Source organism: Bifidobacterium sp. ESL0822 (assembly GCF_052606675.1).
On sequence record NZ_CP199596.1, the window covers coordinates 1,688,477 to 1,701,075 of the forward strand.

Annotated in this window: 9 protein-coding genes; 5 read left to right on the forward strand and 4 right to left on the reverse strand. The window is 62.1% G+C overall.

Translation table 11 applies throughout. The features are described from left to right. Positions 1-115: 115 nt before the first annotated feature. From dcd to ACUIAF_RS06590, 3 genes are all read right to left on the reverse strand, one after another. Positions 116-697, reverse strand: coding sequence for a dCTP deaminase (gene dcd / locus ACUIAF_RS06580; protein WP_015022650.1), 582 nt, complete (start codon positions 695-697; stop codon positions 116-118). A gap of 847 nt (positions 698-1,544) precedes the next feature. Then, the gene (locus ACUIAF_RS06585) at positions 1,545-2,948 is read right to left on the reverse strand and encodes an MFS transporter (protein ID WP_110417801.1); all 1,404 of its coding nucleotides are present in this window, start codon (positions 2,946-2,948) and stop codon (positions 1,545-1,547) included. Between the two features lie 13 nt (positions 2,949-2,961). Then, positions 2,962-3,954: a nucleoside hydrolase gene (locus tag ACUIAF_RS06590; RefSeq protein ID WP_110417800.1), complete on the reverse strand. Its 993-nt coding sequence runs from the start codon at positions 3,952-3,954 to the stop codon at positions 2,962-2,964. Positions 3,955-4,229: 275 nt separating this feature from the next. On the opposite strand from ACUIAF_RS06590, the gene fbaA reads away from it, so the two are divergent. From fbaA to ilvC, 5 genes are all read left to right on the forward strand, one after another. Then, positions 4,230-5,294, forward strand: coding sequence for a class II fructose-bisphosphate aldolase (gene fbaA, locus ACUIAF_RS06595; protein WP_445338272.1), 1,065 nt, complete (start codon positions 4,230-4,232; stop codon positions 5,292-5,294). A 194-nt stretch (positions 5,295-5,488) separates the two neighbouring features. Beyond that, positions 5,489-6,790 (forward strand): adenylosuccinate synthase, encoded by a 1,302-nt coding sequence (locus ACUIAF_RS06600; protein ID WP_110417798.1) that lies wholly within the window; start codon positions 5,489-5,491, stop codon positions 6,788-6,790. A gap of 9 nt (positions 6,791-6,799) precedes the next feature. Further along, on the forward strand, positions 6,800-7,768 hold the full coding sequence (locus ACUIAF_RS06605; RefSeq protein WP_445338275.1) for an FAD:protein FMN transferase: 969 nt from the start codon (positions 6,800-6,802) through the stop codon (positions 7,766-7,768). A 399-nt stretch (positions 7,769-8,167) separates the two neighbouring features. Next, a complete protein-coding gene (locus ACUIAF_RS06610) occupies positions 8,168-9,424 on the forward strand; it encodes an MFS transporter (protein ID WP_445339178.1) in 1,257 nt (418 codons plus the stop codon). 264 nt (positions 9,425-9,688) lie between these two features. Beyond that, positions 9,689-10,738: a ketol-acid reductoisomerase gene (gene ilvC / locus ACUIAF_RS06615; protein WP_121912809.1), complete on the forward strand. Its 1,050-nt coding sequence runs from the start codon at positions 9,689-9,691 to the stop codon at positions 10,736-10,738. Between the two features lie 311 nt (positions 10,739-11,049). On the opposite strand, the gene ACUIAF_RS06620 is transcribed toward ilvC, so the two are convergent. Then, positions 11,050-12,555 carry an amino acid permease gene (locus ACUIAF_RS06620; RefSeq protein ID WP_445338276.1) on the reverse strand — a complete coding sequence of 502 codons (1,506 nt, stop codon included), beginning with the start codon at positions 12,553-12,555 and terminating at the stop codon, positions 11,050-11,052. Positions 12,556-12,599: the final 44 nt, after the last annotated feature.

The window sequence follows — 12,599 nt, forward strand, 5'->3', positions numbered from 1 at the left end:
GCTTCAAACATGGCGGTTGAAGGCAGGCTTCTGGCCTGAGCGTTCCGGGAAGGTCGGTGAATATACAAGCACAAGCATGCAGATGCCAGGCCTTATGGGCCAGGCCCGAGGCTGATCAGTCTGAGACGTCGGCCTTGTAGAAGTTGATGTAGGAGCGGGAAGGGGTTGGCCCGCGCTGGCCCTGGTAATGGGATCCATTGTGCTTGGAGCCGTAAGGGTACTGGGCGGGCGAAGAGAGCTGGAAGAAGCACATCTGGCCAATCTTCATGCCGGGCCAGAGCTTGACCGGAAGGGTGCTCACGTTGGACAGCTCCAGGGTGATGTGCCCCTCAAAGCCGGGATCGACGAATCCGGCGGTGGAGTGGGTCAGAATGCCCAGACGGCCCAGGGAGCTCTTGCCCTCCAGCCGGGCGGCCAGGGTGGAGTCCAGCTTGACATACTCCCAGGTGGATCCCAGAACGAACTCGCCGGGGTGCAGGATCCAGGGTTCGTCTTTGGGCACCTCGAACTGCTCGGTCAGTGCACCCTGGTCCTCCGCCGGATCTACGTAGGTGTACTGGTGATTGTTGAAGACCCGGAAGTAGCGGTCCAGGCGTACATCCACGCTGGAGGGCTGGACCATGGCCGGTGTCCACGGGTCCAGATTCAGGTGTCCTGCCTGATGGGCATCCAGGATGTCATGGTCGCTGAGCAACATGCCGAGGTATCTCCTTTAGGTTCGTTAATCGAGGTTCTCTCGTCGGGCGGGAAACCATCCGAAATCCAGTCTAACCGGCCCTATGCCCGCCTTCTGATCCGGCTGGATTCACAGAGAATTCTCAGATAACACTATCGTCACCATAAGGTAGCTGTTGTTTACTATAAACATCGGCTCAAAAACCGAACGGGCGGTTGACCTCCGTCCGACAACTGATTTCCCTTTCTTCTCTCTCGCCCGGCGGTGTTCACGCACCGCCGGGTTCTCTTCATTTTGGGGGAGTATCGGTGCGCCGAGGTTTCACGTGAAACCACGTAGACAATGGCTCGATTGAGTTCGTTAAGGTCTATTACAGTACGGTCGGGCGTTGGCAAATCCATGAGCGTTGGCAAATCCACGAGTCGTCCAGTGTTTGTCCGGGCCGGGCCTTTGTTCCTTGAGCTTCTGCCCCCCCCCCCCCTGTATTCGAGACTCGAGACCGGCAGATCTCCAAGATGGGATTGAAAGTTCCGCACAGCCGCTTTCTGGCATCTATATAAGTTGTGCTCCGATGCGCGGTCCGAACCATGGGCACAGGATTAAAGGTAGCGGTCGAAGATATGGAAGAACCCCCGTCAGTTATGGCTATGACGGGGGTTCTCCACCGGGGGGAGGGGCGGCGATCTTCTTGCCTTCGGCGGCTGAGGGAAGAGGGGGACTATCACATTGCCGAAAGCAGTCCGAACTCCGCTCCCTCCCCGGTTCGAGCGGCCGGGTGCCGGTGCTGGGCCCGACTCATTCCCGAGGCCAGGAAGAGTGAACCAAGCAGTGCGGCTATCCGACCAAGTGTGTGTGGGTCACATCAGCCTTACTCCTGGGGAGCCTTGGCTGACATGGCCTTGTGGAAGATGGCCACGATGATCAGGGCCAGTAGGGCGGCCAGTGCCATGACCCAGAACATGTTGGCTACCTGGGCCTGGACGCCGGTCTTGACACCTGCCAGGGCATGTGACCCGAATTGGGGATTGGCCATGAGTCCGCTGTAGACAGCCATGCCGATGGATGCCGAGGTGTTCATCATCAAATCCCCGATGCCGATGCCGCGTCCGTTCTGGTCCACTGGCAGGGTGGCCGAGAAGGAGTCGTAGAGGGGCGTGTAGGACATGGTGATGCCAGCAATGAAGACCGAGGCCAGCGCGGTCAGGACCCAGAAGCCCGAGGTGAGCATCAGGGCCGAACCGGCAGCTCCGGCGATCATAAGCAGGGCGGACAGGATCAGCATGGGCAGGCGTCCCATGGTGTTCATGATGACTCCGGACAGGCAGCCCACCAGGGTGGCCACGATGTAGACGATGGTCAGGCAGAGGGAGACCTGGCTCAGGGAGATCCCGTAGATACGGTCGCCGATCACGTTGTAAATGGGCACGCAGGCGAAGTTGAAGAAGTAGAAGACGAAGAGGGCCAGCAGGACAGCCATGTAGGCGCCGTTGGTCACGAACCCACGGCTCAGGAAGGGGTTGGCGCCCTTCCAGACGTAGCCGGCGAAGATCAGGATCAGGACGGCCAGCACCCCCAGCATCCAGGTGGCCGGGAAGGAGAAGTAGACGGCTACGAATCCGGCGATCAACGCGAACAGGGCGATGCCGAAGACATCGATGCGCTCACCCTTGATGCCGGTGTCAGGTGTGTACTTGAGCACCGGGGGGATCAGCAGGATGGAGACCAGGGGCACCAGGAAGAGGTAGCGCCAGTCGATGGAGGTGATCAGTCCGCCGGCGAAGATGCCCACGGCGGAGGAGGCGTAGTAGACGGCGTTGAAGATGCCCAGATAGAAGGCACGCTCCTTGTCGCTCAGGTACTTCATTGCCATGACCAGGAAGACCGAGCCGGCCACCTGACCGCCCGCGGTCTGGATCATGCGGGCCAGGACCACGGCCCAGAAGTTCGATGCGCCGAAGAAGCCCAGGAGGCTGCCGATGATCAGGGCGCCCACGCCGAACAGGGTCATCTTCCGGGGGGAGATGTAGTCGCAGAGGGTGCCGTAGAGCATGCAGACCACGCCCAGGACAATGCCGGGCAGGGTGCTGATCAGCGAGGCGTTGGCGGACATCCCCAGGGAGTCGCCCACGTTCTGGAAGACCAGGTTGAAGGCCTGGATCATCAGTGTGCCCAGCAGGAAGATGGTCAGCAGGGCCGGCAGGGCCCGCTTGGTGCTGCGGCGGTTTTCGTCCACGGTCGTTTCGGTAGCCGTTGTGGTGATGGATTCGCTCATGACTGCCGTCCTTTTATCGTTCGCTCTCGGTCTTGCGCACCAGGGTCAGGAGCCTGTCCATGAAGCGCCGGGTGAACCGCTCGGTGTCGACCGACAGGGCCACCTTGGTGTTCTTGACCGTGTCCAGGAGCCTGCTGGGGTCGCCGATGGTACGGGCCCGCTGTGGTCCCTCGGTCTCGACCATCAGGTTGGTGGCGAAGGTGGTGACCAGGCTGGGGTCGATGGCCACGGCGGCGGCCAGGGGGTCGTGCAGGTTGCAGCCGCCCAGGTAGACCCCGCTCTCCTTTTCGCTGATGTCGATGTAGTAGTCGGTCATGTCTGCCAGGAAGCGGCCGGCGCTGGTGCCTGTTGCGCGCAGGGCCTCGGTGTCCTCGCGGCTCATCAGAGCCTGGGTGGTCACGTCCAGACCAACCATGGTGATGTCCGCCGTGGTGGCGAAGACCCGATTGGCGGCCTCGGGATCCTGGTTGATATTGGCCTCCGCGAAGGGTCCCACGTTGCCCGGCTGGGTCAGTGTGCCGCCCATCATGACGATGCTGATGCGGTCGACGATGTCGGGAGCCTTTTCCAGGGCGGCGGCGATGGTGGTCAGGGCGCCGGTGGGCACCACGACCAGCTCGCCCTTGGGGTAACGGCGGACAGCGTCGATGATGAAGTCCACCGAGCTCTGCTGGCTGGCCTGCCGGTCGGTCTGTGCAGGGATTTCGACGTTGCCGGTGCCGTTGGCCCCGTGGAAGATCTCGGAGTCCGGCGGAACGCTGAAGGAGTCGGCCGTGCTGGGGTGGTCGATCCCCTTGAAGACCGGGATGTCCTCCCTGCCATACATGGCCAGCAGCCGCAGATCGTTGTCGATGCCTTGGTCGAGCACCACGTTGCCGTAGGTGCCGGTGATTCCGATCAGTTCGGCATCCGGGGAGCCCAGGACGTAGGACAGAGCCAGCGTGTCGTCGATGCCAGTGTCCAGATCCAGGATGATCTTGCGGACGGTTTCCTTGCTTGCTGACACGTTGGTCTCCTTCCCAGAAGGATGGGCAGCCCCAACCTTCTGCTTACCTATGTCGTGCCTTCCCTAGGCTGATTCGTTACTGCCGTGAAACAAACAACCTGTTTGATGTAACGTTTCATCAAACTGTACGGAGCTAAACTACCTGCGGCTTGGAGGCTTGTCAAAGCGCGTTGGGGGGTGTTCGCCATCAGGGCAGAGACCCGCAAATCTATCGGTGATGTCTGTAGCTGCGTGTGGTAGGCCGCTTTTCCTCGCACTCGACGATAATGAGGGGTATGACTTTAGCGACTCCTGAACAGTATGTGGCGATGCTTGATGCAGCCAGACGGGGGTCCTATGCCTACCCCGCCATCAATGTGACCAGCACCCAGACTCTGAACGCGGCCCTGCAGGGGCTGGACGAGGCCCAGTCCGACGGAATCATCCAGGTCTCCGTGGGAGGTGCCGCCTACCTGTCCGGACAGCGCCTGGCCGACCGGGTGGCTGGCTCCATCGCCTTCGCCAAGTTCGCCCACGAGGTGATCGCCCGTTACCCAAGCATCACCGTGGCCCTGCATACGGATCACTGTGCCCCGCAATACCTGGGCGAGTGGGTTCGTCCCCTGCTGGCCTATGAGAGGGACCAGGTGGCTCACGGTCAGGAGCCGCTTTTCCAGTCGCACATGTGGGACGGTTCCGGCCTGCCTCTGGGGAAAAACCTGGCCACGGCGGCGGAGCTGCTGGAGCTGTCCCGTGCCGCCCGCACCATCCTGGAGATTGAGGTGGGCACAGTCGGCGGCGAGGAGGACGGTCACTCGGCTGCCATCGACCAGCGGCTCTATTCCTCGCCCGAGGACGGCCCCAGGGTGGTTGATGCCCTTGGTCTGGGCGAGCGCGGCCGCTACATGGTGGCTTTCACCTTCGGCAATGTGCATGGGTCATATAAGCCAGGTGTGGTCAAGCTACGGCCCGACCTGCTGGGGCAGATCCAGGCCAGGACCGCCCGAGCCATATCCGATGGGGAGATTGGCGGCATCCCTTCCCCGGGCGCCCCTGCCGACAAGCCCTTCCTCTTGGTCTTCCACGGGGGCTCCGGCTCGCAGCCGGAGGAGATTGCCTCGGCAGTTGCTCATGGCGTGGTCAAGATGAACGTGGATACCGACACCCAGTACGCCTTCACCAGGGCCGTGGCAGGGCACATGTTCGCCAATTACGACAAGGTCCTCAAGGTGGATGGGGAGGTCGGTGACAAGAGCGAGTACGACCCCCGTTCCTGGGGACGCCAGGCCGAGGACGGGATGGCTGCCCGAGTAGTCCAGGCCTGCCATCAGCTGGGCAGCGCAGGGCGGGCTATGAGATGATTTGTGATTTCCAGTTCGAACATGGTCCTGCGGGCGGGACAGTCATGATCGGCTGCTGAGCCTATTCGGCCTTTTGATGCCAGGGTTGGTTCCTGGGTCGGTCGGTCTTCCGCTCCATACATGGGGTTAGGCTCGTCTATGGATGGTCTGCCTTTGTTTTCCTTGAATGGCGACCAGTGGATAAGGAGCATCGTATGCCGGGAATCGTGATTGTCGGAGCCCAGTGGGGCGACGAGGGCAAGGGCAAGGCAACGGATCTGATCGGCGAGCACATGGACTACGTCGCCAGGTTCAACGGGGGCAACAATGCCGGCCATACCGTGGTCGTGGGCGACCAGGAGTATGCCCTCCACCTTCTGCCCTCGGGAATCATTCACCCGGCCATCACCCCGGTCATCGGCAACGGCGTCGTGGTCGACCCGGCCGCCCTCTTCGAGGAGATCGATGTGCTCCAATCACGCGGTGTGGATTGCAGCCGGTTGAGGATCAGCGAGTCCGCGCACATCATCGCCCCCTATCATCGGACGCTGGACAAGGTGACCGAGCGTTTCCTGGGCAAGCACAAGATTGGCACGACCGGCCGTGGGATCGGCCCGGCCTATGCCGACAAAATCAACCGTGTAGGCATTCGTGTACACGATCTGTTCAACGTCGACCACCTGCGCGACAAGGTGGAGGCCAGCCTCCACCAGAAGAACCAGATGCTGGTCAAGCTCTACAACCGCCGGTCCATCGAGGTGGAGGCCACCGTTGAAGAGCTGGCGGGATACGCTGAACGACTCAAGCCATACGTGGCCAACACCTCGCTGATGCTCAACCAGGCTTTGGAGCAGGGCAAGAACGTCCTCTTCGAGGGGGGACAGGCCACCATGCTGGACGTGGATCACGGCACCTACCCCTTCGTCACATCATCCAACTGCACGGCCGGGGGTGCCTGCACCGGTACTGGGGTGGGCCCGACCAAGATCGACCGGGTGGTCGGCGTCGCCAAGGCCTATGTGACCCGCGTTGGGGAGGGGCCCTTCCCCACGGAGCTGGACAACGATCAGGGCGAATGGCTGCGCCGTCAGGGCCACGAGTACGGGGTGACCACCGGCCGCTCCCGTCGCTGCGGTTGGTTCGACGCGCTGGTCAGCCGCTATGCAGTGCAGATCAACGGCCTGACCGACATCGTGCTGACCAAGCTGGATGTCCTCTCTGGTCTGGAGACCATCCCGGTCTGCGTGGGCTACGACATCACCCGGTCCGACGGCTCCCGGGTCAGGGTGGACCAGATGCCCGTGGACCAGGCCGAGTTCCAATCGGCCCAGCCGGTGTACGAGGAGCTGCCGGGCTGGCGCGAGGACATCTCCGGCGCCAGGAGCTTCGAGGAGTTCCCGACCAAGGCCAAGGACTACATCCACCGTCTGGAAGACCTTTCCGGCTGCCGCATCTCGGCCGTGGGCTCGGGCCCGGGCCGCGACCAGATCGTGCAGATTCACTCCCTTATCGACTGAGGAAGTTCCATGGGTCTGCCCTGCCTGACCGCCTTCCCTGGGGCGGTGGGTACGGGAATCATCGTCTCCACGGACAGGCCTCTGGGAGAACGACTGCACGGGGCCATCGCCAATCTGATCGAGGATTACGAGCGTGCCCTGTCGCGGTTCAGGCGGGATGCCATACCTGCGCAGATGGCCCAGGCCTCTCATGGGGGCAGGTTCGTCTTTCCCGACTACTGCCAGGGGCTCTTTGACTTATATGACAGGCTGTATTCCGCCACCGGGGGAGCCTTGGACCCCATGGTGGGCGAGGATTTGACCCGCCTGGGCTACGGCAGGCAGCCCACCTTCCGGTTGCAGGCCGATGCCGCCGGTCATTTGGGACGGATCCATGGGCGACCGACCTGGGGTGGTGACCTCAGCCGTCAGGGTGCCGTCCTTATGACCGCCGGTCCGGTCAGCCTTGACTTCGGGGCGGTCGGCAAGGGCTATCTGGTGGATCTGATTGCCGACCTGCTCGAACCTTGGGTCGAAGAGTATCTGATCGATGCCGGCGGCGACATGCGCATGCGGACCTCCCGCCCGGTCTCCATCGCCATGGAGGATCCCGGCGATCTGTCTGCAGGCGTGGGCCGGATTGAGCTGTCCCATGGCTCCTTGTGCGCCTCTGCGCCCAGCCGTCGCCATTGGACCGACCGGTCCGAGAATGCCGCAGCAGCGGGACTGACAGCCCTTCACCACATTTTGGATGCCATCGACGGCCGCCCGGTCGACCATGTGCTGGCCTCTTGGGCGGTGGCTGATGGAAAGGATGACGAACATCCCACGGGCCTGGCTGACGGTCTGGCCACCGCCCTCTTCCTGGTGCCGCCGGATGCGCTGGCCGCCCAATTTTCCTTCTCCTGCGCCCTGATGTATGCCGACCGACAGGCCGTGGTCTCCGACGAATTTCCTGGCCGGTTCTTTACTGACTCCAATAACCATTTGTCCACATAGTGGACCAGTCTCGCTGGATCGGCCGATGTCAGGCCTATGGTCAGCACCAATACGGATGCGCAGAAAACGCATCCGATTCGAGGATGATGAAGGGAGGTTCGCCGTGATGACCAGCTTGACAGACACCCGCCGATTCGGCACCGTGTCCGCACGAATTATTAGCCCGTCCTCACCGGCGGACTGACTCGACAATCTTCATTGTTCGACCCCGTCGGAAGGCGGGGCTGGACGCATAGGCTTCATCGCATCAGACCCTGCCAACAGCGGGGTTTTTCTATAAGGAGATGAGATGAAGTGACGGCAAACGACGTCAGTGTTGCTTCCCCGGCCCCGGCAGCCACCGTGTCCGGCGGCACCCGTGTGACCCGCAGCTCGGTTCGCACAGTCATCGGGGCCTCCATGGTCGGCACGGCCATCGAGTTCTACGATTTCTACGCTTACGGGACGGCTTCGGCCAACTATTTCCCCAAGCTCTTCTTCCCCAAGACCGATCCGACCGTGGCTCTGCTGGCCTCCCTGCTGACCTTCGCCATCGCTTTCATCGCGCGGCCCTTGGGATCCTTGATCTTCGGACACTTCGGGGACCGTCAGGGGCGCAAGACCACGCTGGTGGTCTCCCTGCTGACCATGGGCTGCTCCACGGTCCTGATCGGTGTCCTGCCCACCTATGCCACCTGGGGTCTCTGGGCCGTGGTGGTCCTCTGTCTCTGCCGGTTCGTACAAGGCATCGGCCTGGGCGGCGAATGGTCCGGCGCGGCCCTGGTGGCCACCGAGAACGCCCCGGAAGGCAAGAGAGCCCTCTACGGCTCCTTCCCTGAGCTGGGCGCCCCCATCGGCTTCTTCCTGGCCAATGGAACCTACTTCCTGCTGGAGATGTTCTGCACCCCCGAGCAGATGCTGAGCTGGGGCTGGCGCGTGCCCTTCCTGCTCTCCGCCATCCTGGTGGTCGTAGGGCTGGCAGTGCGCGTCTCCATGCAGGAGACCCCAATCTTCCAGATGGCTCTGGACCAGCAGAAGGTCGTCAAGACCCCCCTGCTGGAGGTCTTCCGCAAAAGCTGGCGCCAGGTGCTCCAGGCCACCTTCCTGGTCGCGGTCACCTACACGCTCTTCTACACCTTGGCCACCTGGTCCCTGGCCTACGGCACCAAGCCCAAGTCCCAGGGCGGCGGCGGTCTGGGCTTCAGCAACCAGGAGTACCTGCTCATGCTCATGGTCTCCATCCTGGTCTTCGCCCTCTTCATCGTGCTGGCCTGCGTCTATGCGGACCGCATCGGCCGTCGCCGGGTACTGATCGGCAGCTCCGTCATGCTGGTGGTCTTCAGCCTGGTCTTCCCCTACCTGCTCATGGCCCATCACAACACCTTCCAGGTCATGGTCTTCCTCTGCGTCGGATTCGCCCTGATGGGCATTGCCTTCGGGCCTATCGGCGCCTTCCTGCCGGAGCTCTTCGACGCCAACGTGCGCTACTCGGGTTCCGGCATCGGCTACAACTTGGCGGCCATCGTGGGCGCGGCCTTCGTACCTACCATCGCCACCTGGCTCTCCTCCCACTGGGGAGTGCGCTCGGTCGGGCTTTACCTGGCCGTTATGGCGGTCTGCTGCCTGGTGGCAGTGCTGACCTGCCACGAAACCAAGGATGTGGACTTCACCAAGTAAGCCCCGAATGCATCCCGCCGGCCGGTTCTTCGAATCGCGCCGGTGTCCGAACAACGAATTGCGGACAGTCCATCTGGCCATATCACGAGTATGGTTGGAGACATACCGTATCCACAGGGTACGGATCGGGGTCAAGGACAAAATCCGTCGCCCCGGTCGAAAGAGCATCGTCCGCCTGGAACAACGACAGGAATTCACAGTATTTTGCGTCCCCCGGCCTGGAAGAGCCGGTCCGGTTGGACCGCACATAAAGGAGTGTAGATAATGGCAGCACAGATCTGGTATGAGAAGGATGGGGACCTTTCGGTTCTGGATGGCAAGAAGGTGGCCATCATCGGCTACGGTTCCCAGGGACATGCTCATGCGCTGAACCTGCGTGATTCCGGTGTGGATGTTGTGGTCGGCCTGCGTGCCAACTCCAAGTCGGTGCCCTTCGCCAAGGAGCAGGGCCTGGAGGTCAAGACCGTGCCCGAGGCCACCAAAGAGGCCGACATCGTCATGATTCTGGCCCCCGACCAGTACCAGCGCAACATCTGGCGGGACGACATCGAGCCCAACATCAAGGAGGGTGCGGCTGTCGCCTTCGCCCACGGGTTCAACATCCATTACGGCTACATCAAGCCCAGTGCCGACCACCCGGTCTTCATGGTGGCCCCCAAGGGCCCGGGCCATATCGTCCGTCGTGAGTATGTCGCTGGCCGTGGCGTGCCCGTGGTCGTGGCCGTGGAGCAGGATCCTCGCGGCGACGCCTGGGACATCACCCTGGCCTATGCCAAGGCTCTGGGCGCCCTGCGCGCCGGCGCCATCAAGACCACCTTCAAGGAAGAGACCGAGACCGACCTCTTCGGCGAGCAGGATGTGCTCATGGGCGGCGTCAACCATCTGGTCGAGGCCGGCTTCGAGGTGCTGACCGAGGCCGGCTACCAGCCTGAGATCGCCTACTTCGAGGTCTGCCACGAGCTCAAGATGCTGGTCGACCTGATGAACGAGGGAGGCCTGAACAAGGCCCGCTGGTCCTGCTCCGACACCGCCCAGTACGGTGATTTCACCTCCACCGTGGTGGACGAGTCCACCAAGGACAGGATGCGTCACCAGCTGAAGCGCATTCAGGACGGCTCCTTCGCCAAGGAGTTCATCGATGACCAGGATGCCGGCGCCCCCAAGTTCAAGGAGCTCCAGGAGAAGTACTCCCACGAGAAGATCGAGGAGGTCGGCCCCAAGCTGCGCGCCATGTTCTCCTGGAACAAGGACGTCAAGGATGCCGACGAGGCCCAGTCCTTCACCGGCAAGATCGCCCGTTCCCAGGTGCAGTGACCTCTAGGTTCTGTTGGGAGGACCTTGTTTGGTTCGACTGACCATTCAGCAAATGGCCGTTCCCTCATCCGGATGCAATGCCGATGAAGGAACGGCCATTTTGTTATCATGACCCGACGCTTACGTTTCAATCGTGTGGTCGGATTGTTTCACTGACCGGATCGGTCATGTGGATATGTGCAATATGCAATGCCAGAGGATGTACGGCGGTGCCCCACCCATATGGTCAATTCATCTGGGTGGGGCACCATTGGTTATAGAGGACGCGGTTTTTTACAAGGTGTCCTCCGTGCCTGCTGTGTCCTTCTGCTTCAGCGGGTGGATTCGACGCCGGACACGTCCATGTCCTTGAGACGCACGATCTTGGTGTGGTTGACGAACTTGAAGCCCAGGTAGAGGACCAGGACCAGTACCACGCTGAAGTATGTCATGGCCATGTGCGACCAGTTCAGGCTGAGCAGGGAGGGGATGTCCTGTCCGGCGATGACGATGACGCAGAGCACCATGGCCAGGATCGGGCCGAACGGATAGAGCTTGGAGTGGTACTTGAGCTCGCTCAGGTCGTGCCCCTGGAGCTTGAAGGCCCTCCGGAAGCGGAAGTGGCTCAGGGCGATGCCGATCCAGGCGATGAACCCGGTCAACCCAGTGGCGGTCACCAGCCACATGTAGAAGGACTGGCCGAAGATGCTGGAGGCGAAGGTGGCCAGGGACATGCAGACCGTGGCCACCAGCGCCGCCAGGGGGATGCCCCTCTTTGTGGTCTTGGCGAAGATGGCTGGGGCATAATGGTCCTTGGCCAGTCCGTAGAGCATGCGGCTGGAGGCATAGGCCCCGGTGTTGACGGCCGAGAGGATGGATGTCAGCACCACAGCGTTCATGACGCTGGCCGCCGAGGCCAGGCCGGCCCGCTGGAAGACCAGGGTGAATGGCGACATGGCGATGTTCCCGTCAGAGGCTCCCAAAAGGTTGGGGCTGGTGTAGGGGATCAGGGCGGCGATGACGAAGATGGACAGCACATAGAAGAGCAGGATCCGCCAGAAGACGTCGTTGATGGCCTTGGGAACCGCCTTGCCGGGGTTCTCGGACTCGCCGGCGGTCACACCCACCACCTCGGTGCCCTGGAAGGAGTAGCCGGCGATCAGAAAGACGCTCATGATGGCCGGGAAACCTCCCACGAAGGGGGCGTCCTTGTAGGTGAAGTTCTTCAGGCCGACCACCGGCTGGAACATGATTCCGCAGATCATGGCCATGCCGATGACCAGAAAGACGATGATGGTGGCCACCTTGATCAGGGAGAGCCAGAACTCAGTCTCGCCGAATGCGGAGACCGTCAGGGCGTTGATCAGGAAGACGATGACCAGGACCAGCAGGCTCCAGATCCATCCTGGGGTGTGGGGCAGCCAGTACTGGATCAGCAGGGCGGCGGTGGAGATGTCCACGGCACCCGAGATGGTCCAGTTCAACCAGTAGTCCCAGCCCATGGCAAAGCCCAGGGCCGGATCCACGTAGCGGGCGCTGTAGGCGGCGAAGGATCCCGACACCGGCAGGTGGGTGGCCAGCTCGCCCAGACTGGTCATCAGGAAGTAGACCATGACGCCCATGGCGATGTAGGCCAGAAGTCCTCCGCCGGGACCGGCTGTGGAGATGGTGGAGCCGGAGGTCATGAACAGGCCGGTGCCGATGCAGCCACCCAGGGCGATCATGGAGATGTGGCGGGTCTTGAGGTTGCGCTTGACGCTGCCATAGCCATGATGCTCTTGCCCGGCCCGGTCGGATTGATTGGTGTTCGACGCTGCATTGCTGGTGTTCTGCGTCATGATCCTCCTCCTTTTGGCTGGGCGACGCACCGGGGAGTCCGGGG